18 protein-coding genes are annotated in these 16,985 nt (G+C 31.7%); 16 read left to right on the top strand and 2 right to left on the bottom strand.

Translation table 11 applies throughout. The features are described 5' to 3' along the window. Positions 1-55 precede the first annotated feature (55 nt). The 8 genes from ISS06_00110 (at position 56) to rplA (ending at position 10,218) form a co-directional block, all read left to right on the top strand. Positions 56-397, top strand: a complete 342-nt coding sequence (locus ISS06_00110; protein MBL7053595.1) for a hypothetical protein — start codon at positions 56-58, stop codon at positions 395-397. Between the two features lie 15 nt (positions 398-412). Then, positions 413-586, top strand: a complete 174-nt coding sequence (locus tag ISS06_00115) for a hypothetical protein (protein ID MBL7053596.1) — start codon at positions 413-415, stop codon at positions 584-586. A gap of 10 nt (positions 587-596) precedes the next feature. Further along, a complete protein-coding gene (locus tag ISS06_00120; protein MBL7053597.1) occupies positions 597-5,693 on the top strand; it encodes a hypothetical protein in 5,097 nt (1,698 codons plus the stop codon). A gap of 504 nt (positions 5,694-6,197) precedes the next feature. Further along, complete coding sequence (gene gyrB, locus ISS06_00125; protein MBL7053598.1) at positions 6,198-8,261, top strand: DNA topoisomerase (ATP-hydrolyzing) subunit B; 2,064 nt, start codon at positions 6,198-6,200, stop codon at positions 8,259-8,261. A gap of 68 nt (positions 8,262-8,329) precedes the next feature. Next, positions 8,330-8,512, top strand: a complete 183-nt coding sequence (gene secE / locus ISS06_00130; protein MBL7053599.1) for a preprotein translocase subunit SecE — start codon at positions 8,330-8,332, stop codon at positions 8,510-8,512. Between the two features lie 20 nt (positions 8,513-8,532). Further along, positions 8,533-9,078: a transcription termination/antitermination factor NusG gene (nusG, locus tag ISS06_00135; protein ID MBL7053600.1), complete on the top strand. Its 546-nt coding sequence runs from the start codon at positions 8,533-8,535 to the stop codon at positions 9,076-9,078. A gap of 20 nt (positions 9,079-9,098) precedes the next feature. Continuing rightward, entirely contained in the window at positions 9,099-9,521 is a 423-nt protein-coding gene (gene rplK / locus ISS06_00140) for a 50S ribosomal protein L11 (GenBank protein ID MBL7053601.1), read from the top strand. A gap of 19 nt (positions 9,522-9,540) precedes the next feature. Next, positions 9,541-10,218: a 50S ribosomal protein L1 gene (rplA, locus tag ISS06_00145; protein ID MBL7053602.1), complete on the top strand. Its 678-nt coding sequence runs from the start codon at positions 9,541-9,543 to the stop codon at positions 10,216-10,218. Here the strand turns inward: rplA and ISS06_00150 are convergent. Continuing rightward, complete coding sequence (locus tag ISS06_00150; protein MBL7053603.1) at positions 10,208-11,605, bottom strand: cysteine--tRNA ligase; 1,398 nt, start codon at positions 11,603-11,605, stop codon at positions 10,208-10,210. The two genes, rplA and ISS06_00150, sit on opposite strands and share 11 nt — an antisense overlap. A 5-nt stretch (positions 11,606-11,610) precedes the next feature. Next, positions 11,611-12,537 (bottom strand): magnesium transporter CorA family protein, encoded by a 927-nt coding sequence (locus ISS06_00155; protein ID MBL7053604.1) that lies wholly within the window; start codon positions 12,535-12,537, stop codon positions 11,611-11,613. Between the two features lie 62 nt (positions 12,538-12,599). On the opposite strand from ISS06_00155, the gene murB reads away from it, so the two are divergent. The 8 genes from murB (at position 12,600) to rpoA (ending at position 16,970) form a co-directional block, all read left to right on the top strand. Next, entirely contained in the window at positions 12,600-13,541 is a 942-nt protein-coding gene (murB, locus tag ISS06_00160; GenBank protein ID MBL7053605.1) for a UDP-N-acetylmuramate dehydrogenase, read from the top strand. Positions 13,542-13,620: 79 nt separating this feature from the next. Next, the gene (locus ISS06_00165) at positions 13,621-14,199 is read left to right on the top strand and encodes a hypothetical protein (GenBank protein ID MBL7053606.1); all 579 of its coding nucleotides are present in this window, start codon (positions 13,621-13,623) and stop codon (positions 14,197-14,199) included. 62 nt (positions 14,200-14,261) lie between these two features. After that, the gene (gene infA, locus ISS06_00170) at positions 14,262-14,492 is read left to right on the top strand and encodes a translation initiation factor IF-1 (GenBank protein ID MBL7053607.1); all 231 of its coding nucleotides are present in this window, start codon (positions 14,262-14,264) and stop codon (positions 14,490-14,492) included. An 11-nt stretch (positions 14,493-14,503) separates the two neighbouring features. After that, positions 14,504-14,617, top strand: a complete 114-nt coding sequence (gene rpmJ / locus ISS06_00175; GenBank protein ID MBL7053608.1) for a 50S ribosomal protein L36 — start codon at positions 14,504-14,506, stop codon at positions 14,615-14,617. 12 nt (positions 14,618-14,629) lie between these two features. After that, the gene (gene rpsM, locus ISS06_00180) at positions 14,630-15,019 is read left to right on the top strand and encodes a 30S ribosomal protein S13 (protein MBL7053609.1); all 390 of its coding nucleotides are present in this window, start codon (positions 14,630-14,632) and stop codon (positions 15,017-15,019) included. A 17-nt stretch (positions 15,020-15,036) separates the two neighbouring features. Next, complete coding sequence (rpsK, locus tag ISS06_00185; GenBank protein ID MBL7053610.1) at positions 15,037-15,414, top strand: 30S ribosomal protein S11; 378 nt, start codon at positions 15,037-15,039, stop codon at positions 15,412-15,414. 11 nt (positions 15,415-15,425) lie between these two features. Continuing rightward, positions 15,426-16,058 (top strand): 30S ribosomal protein S4, encoded by a 633-nt coding sequence (gene rpsD, locus ISS06_00190; GenBank protein ID MBL7053611.1) that lies wholly within the window; start codon positions 15,426-15,428, stop codon positions 16,056-16,058. 18 nt (positions 16,059-16,076) lie between these two features. Beyond that, complete coding sequence (rpoA, locus tag ISS06_00195) at positions 16,077-16,970, top strand: DNA-directed RNA polymerase subunit alpha (protein ID MBL7053612.1); 894 nt, start codon at positions 16,077-16,079, stop codon at positions 16,968-16,970. Positions 16,971-16,985 lie beyond the last annotated feature (15 nt).

The following is a 16,985-nucleotide window of genomic DNA, read 5'->3' on the forward strand; positions in this document are numbered from 1 at the left end:
AAGTGAAATATTGTTTTTAAGTGAGATAAAGTTTAAAAAAATAAATATTAATTTTATGGAAAAAGACATTATTCAAGAATTTGTTCAAGGCATTATAAAAAAAGCAGGCATAGATAATATGCCAGCAGATTTTAAAAAAAAGTATGTAGAAAAATTAGCGGTTGAAGCTCAACGGCGCTTAGGCATGGTGGCCATTGATGCCATGGACGAACAAGGATTAAAAGATTTTGAAAAATTTATGCAAACAGCTAAAAATCCAAAACCAGATGAAGTTTTGGAATTTTTTAGTTCCAGGATTCCTGACTTTCAACAAAAAATTACAGGAGAATTAGAAAAATTTGGCAAAGAATTTATTGCTGGAGCAGATAGATTAAAAGGAACAAAGTTAAGTGAATAATTTAATATAAAAAATATGAATCAATCAGAAATTAATTTGAAAAAAATTAAGAAAATTGAAGAGATTTATAATAAGTTCTTGAAAGAGCTCAATGCTTTGAAATCAGATAGAAACAAGATTATAGACAAGATTGTAAAAAGGATTGAAACTAAAAAAATTAAACAAGAATCAGATAAATTAAAAAAATAATTTTAATTATATGGTAAATGAAAAACCACAACAACCTGAACAAGAAGAGGGAGAAAATAAAGTAACTCCAGAGAAGGATTCAACCCAAAGGAATGTTGAAAAAAAGACAGAAGAAACAAAAACAAAAATAGAAAAACAAGCAAAGAATGTAGGAAATCTTCCTAAAGAAGTAAAAAACGAAGCAACTGATGGAGAGAATGAAGAGCTAGAAGATAATAAAGGAAAAATAGGCGATATTGCCCAGCAAGCCAAAGAATCACTTGAAAGCTTGGGTTTTATTGATATTGAGCCCCAAGAAATTTTTGACAGTTTAGAGGATAAAGACATAGATGAATTAAAGGGGTTGATGGAAGGTGAGCCTGAAATTGCAAAAATAGAGAGAGATTTAGAAGGATTAAGTAGAGAGTTAAAAGATCTTGAATCATTTAATCCTAGAAACAAAGACAAGCGTAGAAAAAATGAGAAAAACAAGGAAGCCAAGCAAAAAGAGATAGACGAACTAAAGAAAAAACTAGACCAGGCCAAGGAAGCGGTTAATGAAACAGCAAAATTAAATTTTTGGAAAGAGAAAATAAAAGAACTTCTACTAGACAAGGGTATGGAGCAAGAAAAAATTGAAAAAATGGCAGAAAAAATGGCTGAAAAAATAAATGCAATCATAGAACAGCAAATAGACCTTATTACAGCAGAGCAATTAGCGGAAAAAAATTCAACATGGAAAGAGCGTGGTAAAAAAATTTTTGGTTTTGCAAAAGGCATGGTAAAAAACATTGCTATAATGGGCGGAACATATGCAGGAGTTGGTGCAGTTATGGGAGCTTTAGGGATAGCTACTGGAGCAGGGGTTGGACTTTTGGCTGTGTCAGCTGGAGTTGTTGGTGTAAGGTTTTTGATGAAAAAGTTTCGAAAAAAGGGAGAACAAGCAGAGAAAACTTTAAAAACAATAAAGAAAGAGAAAAAACAACGAGATAAACAGAATAAGGAAATCGAAGCAGCCGAGAAAAAAGCAATTGAAATATTTCTTAAAAACGATGAAGAAACAAAAACAAAAAGAAAAGAAGAGATAAGCGGAGTAATTAGTAGTGAAATAAGAAAAGAAACAGACAAGGATGCCAAGAAAGCTTTTGACGAAATAGATACTGCCCCTACACCAGAAGAAAGAGACAATCAAATAATGAAAAATATGGGAGAAGTGGAGAGAGCTTTTTATTTAAAAGCTTTAGGACAAGTTAAAATGGAACATCCGGAAGCATCTCTTGAGCAACATAGAAACATGGCTGTCTTAATGGCAGAAACAATGGCTTTCTCGGAAAAATCAAGAATAAATGGTAGTAAAAAATTAGAAGAATTAAAGAAACATAAACCAAAAATTATTGAATGGATAAATAAGTTTAATGCATTAAAAGCCGGGACAACTGTTGAAGAGCTTGAAAAAGGATTAGAAACAAAAGAATACAAAGAAGTGTGGGACAAGATAAAAAAGATATGGGAAAAAAGTAAATATGATGTGGCTTGTGTAGCAGTTGGTACGGCCGCTGCTGCAGCAGTCAGGGTTAGTGATATTGCTAGAGTAGTTATGGGAGTTGTTGGTGGACTTGCTGGCGGATATGCTTTAGGTGAAAAATGGATTGAGAAAGGAGAGAAAAAGGCCTTAAAAGAAATTGCAACAATGGTGAGTGAAGCAGAAGAAAAAATCAAAGATATTGATTTTCCAGCAGAAAAATTGCCTGAATTAAGAGAAAGTGCTTTAATTGTTCAGTCCAGATTAGAATTAGGGCTTCTGGATTCTGATAAAATGTTAAAATCCAGGGCGGAAAATTTTATATTCAATGTCAGTCAAGTTGAAATGAAAAACCAAGAAACATTAGATAATTTATTAGACACAGTAAAAGAAAATAATGACAAATTAGAGGAACAAGTTGAAGAAGATGTTAAAAGAATGTCCAAGACCATAAAAAGAAAGAGAGCTATTGCTATGGTTGGTGGTGCAGTTGCTGGAGGATTAGTATCATTTGCCTTTACTGATAAGGGGAAGGAAGTACTTGGTTCTGGGGGAGAGTCAGTGACTCCTGATGTTGAACCAGTGACTCCTGATGTTGAACCAGTGACTCCTGATGTTGAACCAGTGACTCCTGACGTTGAACCGGCTGAAACAAATATTGAAGATTTAGTTAAAGCAAATCAAGCACTCACAGAAGCAAATATAGTAGAAGTAGGCAAGGGCGACTCAGTTTGGAGTGTAACAGAAGAGAGATTGAAAACCGTCATGGGAGAAAAAGAGTGGGATGAATTAGGAAAAGAAAAACAAACTTATTTAATTGACAGGATAAAAGATGATATTGTTGCTGACTATGAATCAAAAGGGCTTGATGCAGATATTTTAAAAGTAGGCGACAAAATAGACCTTAATAAATATTTAGGACCAGATAACCAGCAGTTTTTAGGAGAGATTACAGGCGAGGCAGATGATTTAACAAAAGATGCTATTGCTAATATTGCAAATAATGATGAAATTCTAAAAGAGATTGTAAGTAAAACAGGCGAACCATTAGATTCAGATACAGTTGATCAGATCCTTGTAGACGTTAAAGAAGCAGGAGGAGTTGATGAATATTTAGAATCATTAGAACCAATATCTGTTGAAGCAGAACCAATTGTTGCAGATATTAAGATAGATGCTTATGGAGATGAATATGTAGAGTTTGCTGGTGAAAAATTTTATCAACCAGCTGGAGCTGAAATACTATCAACAACTGTTGATGGACATCCAGCAATTGAATTAATAAATACAGATGGCCAGACAATAGAAATTGTTGATTTTGGAGAAAATGGTGGATTAAAGTATTCAGCAGAATGGCCTACAGGAGAAGTTGATTATGTTGATTACAATGTATTAGGACATGACGGGTTAGTGGAAAATGGTTTTACAGAAAAGCCATGGATCAATGAATTTAATGAAGTTTTAAATGCTGAAACATTTGACGAAACAAAAGCTAAAGATTTATTATCAGATACATTACAAAAAGGTGGTTATTTAAAAGATGCTCAAGAAACAAAAGTATTTTTGCAAGTTTTGGGAGGGGAAGATGGCCATATAGACAAAAATCTTGGTGGACTTTTAGCAGGTTCTGGTAAATTTGATGAAAATGTTTTGAAAGATGCTACTGAACACTTTAAGCAAGCCACAACTAGTGAAGAATTGCCTGATAGTGAAAATTGGACGCCAAGATATATTTATAATGAGGAAGGAGAGGCAGAATTAACAAATTTTCGAAAAATCGGCTGGCATAAATATGAAATTTCCCATCAAGATGGTAGTATTGAATCAATCAAGGGAGCAGGATTTCTTGGCAAAGATACTGCTGAAGACAAGCTTCAAGATTTAATGACTAAAAAAGTAGTTGAAGACGTTGAACCAGTGACCCCTGACGTTGAACCAGTGACGACAGGGGGAGAGCCAGTGACGACAGAGGGAGAACCAGTGACGACAAAGGAAGAGTCAGTGACGACAAAGGAAGAGTCAGTGACGACAGAAGAAGAGTCAGTGACGACAGAGGGAGAACCAGTGACCTCTGAGGGTGAACCAGTGACTCTTGATATTGAACCAGTAACTCCTGAGGGTGAAGTAACTGAAGAGGTTGTTCCAAAAACCACAGATGCGGAAACCCTTGACGTTGAACCAGTGACTCCTGATGTTGAACCAGTATCAGAAATTCCAACATTTGATAGTGTAATTGCTAAAGGGGATAGTACATTCTCGTCAGACAATAAAGAAGAACTTCTAGCAACAATAAATAAATGGCAAAATACTCCAGAAGGAACAAAACAAGAAATCACAAATTATTTAGGAGAAAATGGGTCATATCCAAGTGCTGAAAAATATATTATAACTCAAACTCCTAATAATACAGCCCAGATTGATTTTTTTAATAAAGATGATGAAATGTTGGGAAGCAGTTATACAAGCGGGAGCTTTAGGACTGAACTGCCAACAGGAGGTGCTGACAGTCTAGCAGCAGAAGGTGATAGCGCTGAAGAAGTTGTTCCAAAAACCACAGATGCGGAAACCCCTGATGTTGAACCAGTGACCCCTGATGTTGAACCAGTGACTCCTGACGTTGAACCAGTGACTCCTGACGTTGAACCTGCTGAACAACTATTGGATAATCAAGCGACTCAGCTATCAAATGGTGAGATTACAGCAAAGGATTTTATTAATAATAGGCTGAAAGCTAATGATGGGATGATTCATAAATCAGGATCTAATAATGATTTTAGTGGGGATATGGAAAAAATATATTATAGTAGTAATTTATCTACTGATGATAAAATTAAAGTTTTGCAAGAAATTAATGAAGAAATAGAATCTAATAATCGTTATAAAGTAATTAGTGGTAGCATAAAGGAAAATCTTGAATTCTTAGAAAGACGGCAAAGCTATGAAAAATTTATGAGTAGTGATGTTTATGATGAAAGAATAACAGCATTAAATGAAATATTTGAAAGCAAGGATGTTGACGAAGGCATTGTTATGATTAATCGAAAAATATTCTCAAGAGATGCGGAGGGCGACATTTCTTATTTGGGGGATAATTTTAGTACCAAAGATCAATTTATACCAGTTAAGATAGATGCTGGGAATATAAATGACATAGCAGAAGGGAATATAGAGTTAGACCCTGTAGAAACCACAGAGCCAGTGACGACAGAGGGAGAACCAGTGACTTCTGAGGGTGAACCAGTGACTTCTGAGGGTGAACCAGTGACTTCTGAGGGTGAACCAGTGACTTCTGAGGGTGAACCAGTGACGACAGAGGGAGAGCCAGTAACTTCTGAGGGTGAACCAGTGACTCCTGATGTTGAACCAGTGACTCCTGACGTTGAACCAGTGACAACAGAGGGAGAGTCAGAGATAGTTCCTGATTCAAAATTTGGTACTTATGACGAGTTTAGTAAAACCGCTGAGGCCATGACAGTCGGCACTAAGTTTAATATGGGCGGGATTGAATTTATGAGATTGACTGAGTATGGCGATATTTTAGTAGTAGAAGATGGTTCAATTATAAAAGATAAAGAAGATTGGCAGGAATTTTTAAAGAAACAATGAAGGAAAAAAAGACGTGTCTCTTAATGGTCGTTGTTTTGTTGACTCACTATTAGAGATTTACATCATTTAATTTAAATAAAAAAAGGATCTGTCGTTGACAGAACCTTTTTGGTTAACTTTACTTTTTCTTAAAGTGCTATACAATAGCAGCATATTTTTTATTTTTTGTTAATCTCTTTAAAAATTTATAAATGGTTCCGTATTTTGAACGAAATTCGAATTTTTTTCAAAGAAAATCTCGAACAAGAATAAGGTGCGTTTTTCTGCCTACCAACAGGTAGGTCTACATTTTTTAGTTTTTTCCTACGCAATTTTTTTCTCGCCTGCGCTGAGGATTAGGTGGGCAGGTAAAAGGAAAAGGCGATTTTTCTGCTCGGCTTTGGTGCTAAATCGTGTGGCATAGTGAATCTTCGCAAGGATTATTTGTCCGATTTTGGCTTGTTAAAAACTAATTTTTATGGTATAATATTGGTATGTTAATAAATAAATCAACGTTCTAATTCTATGAATACAAAGGCAAACCAGAAGGATACTCAAAATAAAAAACAAGCAAAAAAAAGTTCTTATGGAGCTAGTCAAATTACTGTTTTGGAAGGGTTGGCGCCAGTTAGAAAAAGGCCGGCAATGTATATTGGCTCAACTGGTTCAAGAGGGTTGCATCATTTAATTTGGGAATGTGTTGATAATGGAATTGACGAAGCAATTGCAGGTCATTGTAATAGAATAGAAATAGAACTTTTGCCTGAATCAAAGATTAGAGTTAGTGACAATGGTAGAGGAATTCCAGTTGATATTCATAAGCAAGCAGGTGTGTCAGCTTTAGAAGTTGTTATGACTAAGCTTCATGCTGGAGCAAAATTTAGTTCAGAAACATACAAGGTGTCAGGAGGGTTGCACGGGGTTGGCATTTCTGTTGTTAACGCCTTGTCGTCTAAAATGAGAGCAGAAGTTAAAAGGGAAGGTAAGTTATGGGTGCAAGAATATAAAGAAGGAAAACCATTAAGGAAAGTTAAATCAATTGGTAAATCAACAAGTACAGGGACCACGGTTATTTTTCAGCCAGATTTTAGTATATTTGATGAAAATGAATTTAAATGGGAGGTAATACTTTCTCATTTAAGACAACAGGCCTATTTAACAAGTGGGCTGATTATTAAAATTATTGATAGCAGAGAAGAAAAAGATAAGCGATCTTATAAGTTTTATTTTGAAGGAGGAGTTAGTTCTTTTGTTCGACATCTGAACAGAACAAATGAGTGTCGTCACGAAAATATTTTTTATATGAAAAAAGAAGTTGATGATGTTTTTGTAGAAATAGGACTTCAATATACAGAGGATTATAAAGAAACTATTTTTGGGTTTGCTAATAATATTTATACACCAGAAGGAGGAACTCATATTTCTGGGTTCAGAACTGCTTTAACCAGAACTTTAAATAATTTTGCTAGAGAAAAAGGATATATAAAAGAAAAGGATTCTAATCTGACAGGGGATGATGTGAGAGAGGGGTTAACAACTGTTGTTAGTGTGAGATTACCAAATCCTCAGTTTGAAGGGCAGACAAAGGCAAAGCTTGGTAATGCCGAAGCAAGGTCATCTGTTGATACGGCTTTTTCAACTATTTTTAAAGAATTTTTAGATGAAAATCCAAAAGATTTTCAAGCAATTATTCAGAAATGTATTTTAGCATCAAATGCCCGTAAAGCTGCCAGAACAGCCAAGGAAGCGGTTTTAAGGAAAGGGGTTTTAGATAGTTTGTCATTGCCTGGCAAGTTATCAGATTGTTCTTCTAAAAAACCAGAAGAAAGTGAATTATTCATAGTTGAGGGAGATAGTGCCGGAGGCTCGTGTAAAATGGGGCGGGACAGAAATTATCAGGCGATTTTACCGTTAAGGGGCAAAATACTTAATGTTCAAAGAGCTAGGTTGGATAAAATTTTAGCAAATCAAGAATTAAAATCATTAGTGATTGCTATGGGAACAGGAATTGGAGAACAGTTCAATATAGCCAAACTAAGATATCATAAAATAATTTTAATGGCTGATGCAGATAGTGATGGCATGCATATTAAAACACTTTTATTAACATTTTTTTATCATTATTTCCCAGAATTAATTAAAAAAGGATATGTATATGTGGCCATGCCTCCTTTATATAGACTGAAGAAAGGGAAAAAAGTTATTTATGTTTTTACAGAGGAAGAAAAAGAAAGAGAACTAGCCAAGTTACAAAAAGTAAAAGACGTAAAACCGGCCAAAGCAACTACGATTGTAAAAGGGTTTAGAACTAAAAGCATTGGAGAAGATACAGATAAACAAGAAGTTCAAGAGGACCCAACCAAATTACCAGCAGTCAGTATTCAGAGATATAAAGGGTTAGGCGAAATGAATCCAGATGAGTTATTTGACACAACCATGGACCCAGACAAAAGGTTGTTAAAAAAGATAGAGATACAAGACCTTGAATCAGTTGATGAAGTTTTTGAAATTTTAATGGGCAAGGAAGTTGCACCGAGAAAAAGATTTATTCAAACCCATGCTAAAACAGTTAAAAATCTTGACATTTAATTTTTATATGTTATGATTTTATAGGACCCGCCCAGGGGTCATTTTAAGAATTTTTTATTTAAAAATATATGGTAAAAAAATTCACAGATTATATTAAAAATTCAATTATAGAATTAAGAAAAGTTGAGTGGCCAAGCAGAGAACAAGCAATAAAACATACTATACTTGTTGTTGGGGTGAGTCTTGTAGTAGCTGCTTTTTTAGGAGTAATTGATTTTATATTAACTAATGTTTTGCAACTAGTAATTTAATTTTTATTTTTTAAAAAAATATGCCAAAGCAAATACAAAAAGAAGGCCGTCAATGGTATGCAATTCATGTTTATTCGGGCTATGAAGAAAATGTTTCAGAAACATTAAAAAAAAGAATTAAATCAATGAACATGTCTGATAAGATTTTTGAAGTATTGGTTCCAACAGAAAAGAAAATCAAAGTTAAAAATGGTAGGCGTAGGACTATTGTTGAAAAAATTTTTCCTGGATATGTTTTAGTTAGAATGGTTGTTGATGATGATTCTTGGTATGCTGTTAGAAATACACCAAGTGTGACAGGTTTTATTGGGTCGGGAGTGACGCCAACGCCTTTGTCTGATCAAGAAATAAAGTCAATAAAAAAGAGAATGAAAATAGAGGAGCCAAAGTACAAGATAGATATTGCTATTAATTCGCCAGTTAAAATAATAGATGGCCCGTTTAAGGGATTTGAAGGAAGAGTTTCAGAGGTGGATGAAGCTAGAGGGAGAATAAAGGTATTAATTTCAGTTTTTGGTAGAGAAACTCCAGCTGAATTAGATTTTTTGCAAATTAAAAAAATATAGGATTAAGATTTATATTCTTTATGAAAAAAATAAAAAGCACAATTAAATTACAAATTATGGCAGGGCAAGCAACTCCTGCTCCTCCTATTGGTCCAATTCTTGGACAGCACGGGCTTAATATAGCTGAATTTTGTAAGCAATTTAATGATAGAAGCAAGGATATGTCGGGCGACATTATTCCTGTTAGGATAACTGTTTTTCAGGACAATACATATTCTTTTGTTTTAAAAACGCCCTTAGCGTCTTCATTGATTAAAAAAGCTGTTAATGTTAAAAAAGGATCAAGTAGCCCTCTTCAAGAAAAAGTGGGCAAAATATCTAAATCCAAGATTGAAGAAATAGCTAAAATTAAAATGCCTGACCTAAATACTAATAATCTTGAGCAGGCTTGCAAAATTATACAAGGAACAGCCAGACAGATGGGAATAGAGACAGAAGAATAAATAATTATATAAGTATTTTATGAAAAGCAAGAAACATCAAAACATATCCTCAAAAATAGATAAATCTAAATTATATAGTTTAGATGAAGCAATTGATTTTATTAAGAAAAATCCAGTTGTGAAATTTGAAGAATCAATTGAAGCACATATTCATTTAGGGATAAATCCAATTAAGACAGAGCAAAAGGTTAGGGGGTCTATTTTATTACCAAATCCAATGCCAAAGAAAATCAAAATAGTTGCTTTTGTGTCTGACAAGCAGAAGAAATCAGCCAAAGAAGCAGGGGCTGACTTAGTTGGAGGAGAAGATTTGATTGATCAGATTAGTAAAGAAAAAAAATGTAATTTTGATATAGCTGTAGCAGAGCCAGCCATGATGCAAATATTGTCTAAAATAGCAAAAGTTTTAGGACCAAAAGGGTTAATGCCAAGTGAAAAAGCAGAAACGCTTGGCAATGATGTTTCTAGTATAATTAAGCAAATCAAGGCAGGTAAAATTTTCTTTAGAAATGATGCAGGAGCAAATATTCATTGTGCTATTGGTAAGTCTTCATGGGAAGCAGGCAAAATAAAGGAAAACCTTGATGCTCTTTTAACTTTATTAAAAAAAATAAAACCCTCTGGAACAAAGGGTGAATTTATTAGAAAAATTTTTATTTGTTCAACAATGGGGCCTGCAATAGAAATTAGTTTATAGTTCTTTTTTTGATACTTGGCCCATTCGGCTTATCTTCTATATCAAATCCTAATTTATTAATTTGTTTTCTTAGTTTATCAGATTCTTCCCATTCTTGATTGTCTCTCATTACTTGGCGTTGAATAGCCATTTTTTTTATTTTAGCAGGAATTTTTGCCTGTTTTTTAATTTTATCAAGCCCAAGACAGAGAACTTTATCAAAATCTAATATAGTGGCCAGTTTGTCTGCTTGTTTGTGATTACTTTTTATAATATCCCACATAATAGCAATTGCTGCTGGCGTATCTAAATCATTATTAATGGCTGTTTGAAATTTTTTCTGGTATAATTTTATTATTTTGCTTGGACGATTATATGATGATATTGTGTTATATAGATTATTTAATGCATTTTGGCTTGATTTTAAGTTTTGCCAGGAAAAGGAAAGAGGAGACCTATATTTAGCGCTTAAACAGAGATATCTGTATGCAATTGGATTAAAATTTTTGGCAATTAGGGTTGATAGAGTTATAAATGTTTCTTTGCTTTTTGACATTTTGGCTTTATCAAGAATAAGAAATTCATTGTGTACCCAATAATTTGCTAGTGGTTTGTGGTTAATTGCTTGTGCTTGTGCAATTTCGTTTGTGTGATGAACAGGGATATGGTCAATTCCTCCAGTATGAATGTCAAACGGTTGTTTTAAGTATTTAACTGACATGGTTGAACATTCAATGTGCCAGCCAGGCCATCCTTTTCCCCAAGGAGAATCCCATTGCATGATATGATTTTTATTTTTAGGGGTTGATTTAAGCCAAAGAGCAAAATCGGTTGGAGTTTTTTTAGTAGGGTTTACACAAACTCTGGCTCCGTGTAAAAGATTTTCAATGTCTATTTTAGCAATTTTTCCATAATTTTTAAGCTTGGCAGTATCAAAATAAATTCCATCAGCTGTTTCGTAGCAATAGCCATTTTTTTCAATTTTTTTAATATCTGATATCATGTCTTCAACATGTTCAGTTGCTTTTGCCCATTTACTAGGATGAGAAATATTTAATTTTGTAATATCAGATTTAAATGCATTAGTATAAAAATTAGATATTTGTTTCATTGAATTAATATCTAGTTTTTTACCCTCCCTTTTAATGGCTGTTATTATCTTGTCTTCGCCTTCATCTTGGTCAGAAGTTAGATGTCCAACATCAGTAATATTTATTACATGTTTTATTTTATAATCATTATATTCCAATGTTTTTTTTAGTATATCAGCAAAAATATATGCCCTTAAGTTTCCAATATGGGCATAATTATAAACAGTTGGACCACAACTATATAACCCAACCTGTTTTAGTTTAATTGGTCTAAATATTTCTTTTTTTCTTGTTAGAGTATTATATAATTTTATCATTTTTATTAAAGTATTTTTTTTCTTTTAAAGTTATATATCATAATTAGAACAATCATTATCATTACAGCAATAATCCAAAAAAATGCAAATTTATGACCTGAAAAAGGGATATGGTCTAACCCCATACTAAAGAGGCTGGCTAGCAATGTTAATGGCAATATAATTACAGAAATAATAGTCAAGATTTTAATAATATTGTTTAGTTTGAACGAAATTAAAGAATTGTTAGTTGTTTCAATTGCTTGAATTATTTGATTCATGCTTTCCATATCTCGCCAGTTTTTTTCAGTGCTTTCAATCAATTTATCAAAATAAAATTTTATTTCTTCTAAAGAAGGTTTTAGGTTGTTTCTTTCAATAAATTTTAAAAGGATTGTTTTATGTAGTCGTATTACTTTTTTGATATTAATAATATTTGTTTTAGCAATTAGAATTTCGTTAACCATGCCTTTTTCTCTGCCTGCAAATATTTGTTTTTCAATATTTTGTATATTATTATTTATGATGTCTAAAATTGGTTCACAATTTTTTAATAATCTCTTCAAAATTTGATATACAAGAAAGTGAGTTTCTATAAAATATTTTTCTTTTTCTTCTGTTGATATTTTACAGGAATTGAAAAAATTAATTAAATCAGGTAATTCGTTTTTATGTAAAGTAATAATCAAGTCAGAGTAAATAAAAAAGTTAATCTCAGATGATGTAATTTTTCTTGTTTTTTTATGATAAATAGGAAAATGTAATGATAAAAAAGTATATTTTGAAGTTTTTTCAATTTTTTGATGATTGGCATCAGACAAGCACTCATCTATATGTTTTTGATTTATATCAAAATTTTTGGTTAAATATTTTAATTCTTGGTTGTTTAGTTTTGAAATATTTACCCAAGTTATTTTGTCTGATTTAATTTTTTGTATAATAGATATTGCCATATTTATATAATACAATTTTTAAATAATTTGCCAAGTGTTAAAAAAATGGTAATATTAAGAATATGATTGAACAAAAAATATCAAAGAATATTTTATTAGCCCCTTTTACAACTTTTAAAATTGGTGGTCAAGCCAAATATTTTTTAAAAGTCAAAAAAGTTCAAGATATAATTAAAGCTATTCAGTGGGCTAATAAAGAAAAAGTAGATTTTTTTATATTAGGAGGCGGGAGCAATGTTTTATTTTCAGACAAAGAATTCAATGGGTTAATAATAAAAATTGAGAGTATAAAGAATGGTATGGTTGTTTTGCCTAAGCAATCAGGTCATTTAAGAGTAATTGCTTGGGCTGGTAATAATTTATCTCAATTAATTAATTTTGTATCAAGTAGGGGTGGGAAGGGATTAGAGCACATGGCAGGCATCCCTGGTACAATTGGAGGAGCTGTCCGAGGTAATGCTGGGGCATTTGGAGTGTCAATGTCTGATTTTGTGGAACAAGTGAGTGTTTTAAGGGATGGCAAAATCATTGATTTGAGAAATAAAAATATAAAGTTTTTTTATAGAGATAGCATTTTTAAACATAATCAAGATGTTATTTTAAATATAGTTTTACGGTTTGGTAAAACATCTTCTATTGAAAGTAAAAAAATAATTCAAGCTAACATTAAGCAAAGAAGAAAATTTCAGCCGAAAGAACCAAGCGTTGGCTGTATTTTTAAAAATATAAAACTTAATGATATCCCATTTCAAATAAAAAAAAGTGATTTAATTTCAGATAATTTTAAGAAATTAGGAATGATTCCAGCTGGACTACTGATTGATAAATGTGGGTTAAAGGGAGAGATTATCAACGATGCTCAAATTAGTACACAACATGCTAATTTTATAATAAATAAAAAAAATGCTAAATCAGAAGATGTTGTGGCTCTTATTAAAAAAATTAAAAAATGTGTTAAAGATAAATTCAATATTAATTTAAGGGAAGAAATTAAATATGTCTGACCCTAAAATGCAACATAATTTTAAATCGTTCAAGATATATATTTTGGGAGTATTTTGTTTATTGATATTTTTTTTGTCCATGTGGTTACCAACAGCAGAGATAGTTTTAACTACTTTCCCGGAACCATTAATTGCTGATTTTAGAATAAAGTTAAATGCTAGCGTGAATGATATTTTTTTTAACTTAGAAACTATTCCGGCTGAAGTTGTGTCTCTCAATCAATTTAACAAACAAGAGGATAGCAGGTTTATTAATGGATTGATTGATGAGGATAACAGAAATATAATTATTTTTAAAGAGGATGATTTATTAAAATTCGTGGATTATAAAATAAAAGATATCTCAAAGGGCTCTTTGACTAACAAAAACATTATTTCAATTAATCCTGATAAGTGGCAAGTAGAAGTATTGAAAAAAGATTTTATTAATAAAAATGCGTTGATAAGCTTAAAAATAAATGAACAGGTTGTTAGAGATTATGATTATAATTCTTTAAGAGGTAAGATTGTTTCAAAAAAAATTAATCAAGCCAAAATAGAAATTAAAAAATATTTAATAGTAGAAGACATTGTTATTAATGTTTGGCCTGGCTTTAAAAAACAAATGCCAATGTTCGAGAATAGAATGAAAATTAAAGTAAAACATAATATAAATTAGAGTTTTGTTTATAAAAAACCTTGACACTTTAAATATAAAAATGTAAAATATTAATTACATTTATGTCTAATAACAAAAATTTATCAAAAGACTTTATTATAATAGAAGGAGAAGTTGAAGAGTTATTACCTTCAGCCACTTTTAAGATAAGGCTTGATAATGATAAAACTATTCTAGCTCACTTGTCAGGGAAAATGAGAATACATAGAATAAGAATTTCTCCAGGTGACAAAGTAAAGCTCGAAGTAAGTCCTTATGATACATCTAAAGGAAGGATAGTTTATAGGTTTTAATTTAAATTTTTATGAAAGTACGTTCTTCAGTAAAAAAAATATGTCAATCGTGTAAAGTAATCCGAAGGAAAGGGAGGGTTCGTGTTATTTGTAAAAATCCAAAACATAAACAAAGACAAGGGTAAGCATTATTATTTATGGCAAGAATATCAGGGATTAATTTACCATTAAACAAAAGAGCAGAAATAGGCTTGACCTATATTTTTGGGATTGGGAAGAGTACATCAAATAAAATATTAGAAACAGTTAAAATAGATAAAAATAAATTAATAAAAGATTTGTCTGAAGGGGAAGTAGAAAAAGTTAGGTCTATTATCGAAAAAAATTATAAAGCAGAAGGAGTATTAAAACGACAAATCCTGGACAATATAAAAAGATTAAAACAGATTAATTCTTATAGAGGCACGAGACATTCAAAGAGGTTGCCAGTTAGAGGGCAAAGAACAAAAACAAATAGCCGGACAATAAGAGGAAATGTTAGAAAAAAAGGAGCTAGTGGAAAAAAAGCGTCTGGTAAAAAAGTTTAAAATTGTAAATTTATTTTATGGCAAGTAAGAAAAAAAATATTATTAAAAATATTAGAAAAGGACAGGTTCATATTAAAGCAACTTATAATAATACAATTGTTAGTATTACGGATCAGTCAGGAAATGTTGTTGCTTGGGCTAGCGCTGGAAAATTAGGATTTAAGGGCCCTAAAAAAGCAACTCCATATGCTGCTAGTGTTATTGTTAAACATGCGATTGATAAAGCAAAAGAATATGACTTTAAGGATGCGCAGGTTTTTGTAAAAGGAGTTGGCATGGGGAGGGAATCAGCCATTCGATCGATTTATGCAAATGGTATTAATATATTATCAATAAAAGATGTTACTTCTATTCCTCACAATGGATGTAGGCAAAGGAAGCCAAGAAGAGTTTAATTTTATTTATTATGAAAGCAACCCCAAGATGTAAAATTTGTAGACGAGAAGGCGTAAAACTTTTTTTAAAGGGAGATAGGTGCTCAACTTCTAAGTGTTCTTTTGTTAAGAAGAAATATCCACCTGGAATACATGGACCAACCCAACGAATTAGAAGAACAGAGTATGGTATTCAGTTGAGAGAGAAACAAAAATTAAAAAGATTTTTTGGAATTTCAGAAAAACAATTAAGAAATTATTTTGCCAAGGCACAGAGATTAAAAGGAAATTCAGAAACAAATTTTTTAAAATTATTAGAAAAAAGACTAGACAATGTTGTTTATAGGGGTGGGATAGCTAAATCAAGAAGACAAGCAAGACAGATTGTTAGTCACGGGAATGTTTTAGTGAACGGGATAAGATTAAATATCCCTTCTCATCAAGTAAAGGCTGGAGATTTGATTAAAATTAAAGACAAGCAAGGAGTAGTTAAATTTATAAAAGAATCAATTGGCCAAGCTAGTAAAAAAGATCAAGAATCAATCCCGTTATGGCTTAGTTTTGACTCTAAAAAACTAGAAATAAAGGTTTTAAAAGAAATTTCAGAAGAAAGTTTACCAAAAGAGTTTAATACAGGACTAATCATTTCTTTTTTAAGTAGATAAAAAAAATAATATAATTTTATGGAGAAAAATTTTTTAGCAAAGAAAATTAAATATACAGAAGATTCAACCAATAAAAATAAAGGATTAATAGAGATAGAGCCATGTTATCCGGGTTATGGAATAACCTGGGGGAATGCGATTAGAAGAGTTTTGTTATCATCTCTTGAGGGCTCGGCTGTTACTTGCATAAAAATAAAAGGAACAAAGCATGAATTTTCTGTTATTGATAATATAAAAGAAGATGTAATGGAGATTATCTTGAATTTAAAATTATTAAGATTTAAAATTTTAAAAAATCAAGATGAGCCAATCAAATTAACATTATCAGTCAAAGGAGAAAAAAAAGTTTTAGGAAAGGACATTAATGAATCTTTAAGTGCAGAAGTAGTTAATAAGGATTTAGTGATTGCAAATTTAACAGATAAGCAAGCAAAATTAGATATAGATATTTGGGTTGAAAAAGGATATGGGTGGGTATCATCAGAAGACAAATCAAGGCAAGGGCTTGATGTTGGTGTGATTGTGGTTGATTCCATTTTTAGCCCTATTTTAAATGTTGGGTTAAATATAGATGATGTTCGTGTTGGGAAAAGAACAGATTTTGACAAAATTAGTTTACGAATAGAAACAGATGGCATTATTAGTCCGATTGATGCTTTTCTTAAGGCATCAAAATTATTATCATCTCAATTTGATTTTTTTATTAATTTGACTAATTCAGAGGACGAGAAGCCTAAAAAGGTAGTTAAAAAAATTGCTAAGAAAGTCCCTGTTAAGAAAAAAGTTGTTAAAAAAGCAGTTAAGAAAGTCCCTGTTAAGAAAAAAGTTGTTAAAAAAGCAGTTAAGAAAGTCCCTGTTAAGAAAAAAGTTGTTAAAAAAGCAGTTAAGAAGAAAACAATCAAGAAAAAATAAAGCGAATTAAGATAA

Source organism: Patescibacteria group bacterium (assembly GCA_016784145.1).
Classification (GTDB): domain Bacteria; phylum Patescibacteriota; class Patescibacteriia; order UBA2591; family UBA6264; genus BS150m-G65.

Bases quoted from the DNA above. Each gene is read 5' to 3' on its own strand.
- ISS06_00110 (MBL7053595.1), top strand. From the start codon at position 56: ATGGAAAAAGACATTATTCAAGAATTTGTTCAAGGCATTATAAAAAAA.
- ISS06_00115 (MBL7053596.1), top strand. From the start codon at position 413: ATGAATCAATCAGAAATTAATTTGAAAAAAATTAAGAAAATTGAAGAG.
- ISS06_00120 (MBL7053597.1), top strand. From the start codon at position 597: ATGGTAAATGAAAAACCACAACAACCTGAACAAGAAGAGGGAGAAAAT.
- gyrB (MBL7053598.1), top strand. From the start codon at position 6,198: ATGAATACAAAGGCAAACCAGAAGGATACTCAAAATAAAAAACAAGCA.
- secE (MBL7053599.1), top strand. From the start codon at position 8,330: ATGGTAAAAAAATTCACAGATTATATTAAAAATTCAATTATAGAATTA.
- nusG (MBL7053600.1), top strand. From the start codon at position 8,533: ATGCCAAAGCAAATACAAAAAGAAGGCCGTCAATGGTATGCAATTCAT.
- rplK (MBL7053601.1), top strand. From the start codon at position 9,099: ATGAAAAAAATAAAAAGCACAATTAAATTACAAATTATGGCAGGGCAA.
- rplA (MBL7053602.1), top strand. From the start codon at position 9,541: ATGAAAAGCAAGAAACATCAAAACATATCCTCAAAAATAGATAAATCT.
- ISS06_00150 (MBL7053603.1), bottom strand. From the start codon at position 11,605: ATGATAAAATTATATAATACTCTAACAAGAAAAAAAGAAATATTTAGA.
- ISS06_00155 (MBL7053604.1), bottom strand. From the start codon at position 12,537: ATGGCAATATCTATTATACAAAAAATTAAATCAGACAAAATAACTTGG.
- murB (MBL7053605.1), top strand. From the start codon at position 12,600: ATGATTGAACAAAAAATATCAAAGAATATTTTATTAGCCCCTTTTACA.
- ISS06_00165 (MBL7053606.1), top strand. From the start codon at position 13,621: ATGTGGTTACCAACAGCAGAGATAGTTTTAACTACTTTCCCGGAACCA.
- infA (MBL7053607.1), top strand. From the start codon at position 14,262: ATGTCTAATAACAAAAATTTATCAAAAGACTTTATTATAATAGAAGGA.
- rpmJ (MBL7053608.1), top strand. From the start codon at position 14,504: ATGAAAGTACGTTCTTCAGTAAAAAAAATATGTCAATCGTGTAAAGTA.
- rpsM (MBL7053609.1), top strand. From the start codon at position 14,630: ATGGCAAGAATATCAGGGATTAATTTACCATTAAACAAAAGAGCAGAA.
- rpsK (MBL7053610.1), top strand. From the start codon at position 15,037: ATGGCAAGTAAGAAAAAAAATATTATTAAAAATATTAGAAAAGGACAG.
- rpsD (MBL7053611.1), top strand. From the start codon at position 15,426: ATGAAAGCAACCCCAAGATGTAAAATTTGTAGACGAGAAGGCGTAAAA.
- rpoA (MBL7053612.1), top strand. From the start codon at position 16,077: ATGGAGAAAAATTTTTTAGCAAAGAAAATTAAATATACAGAAGATTCA.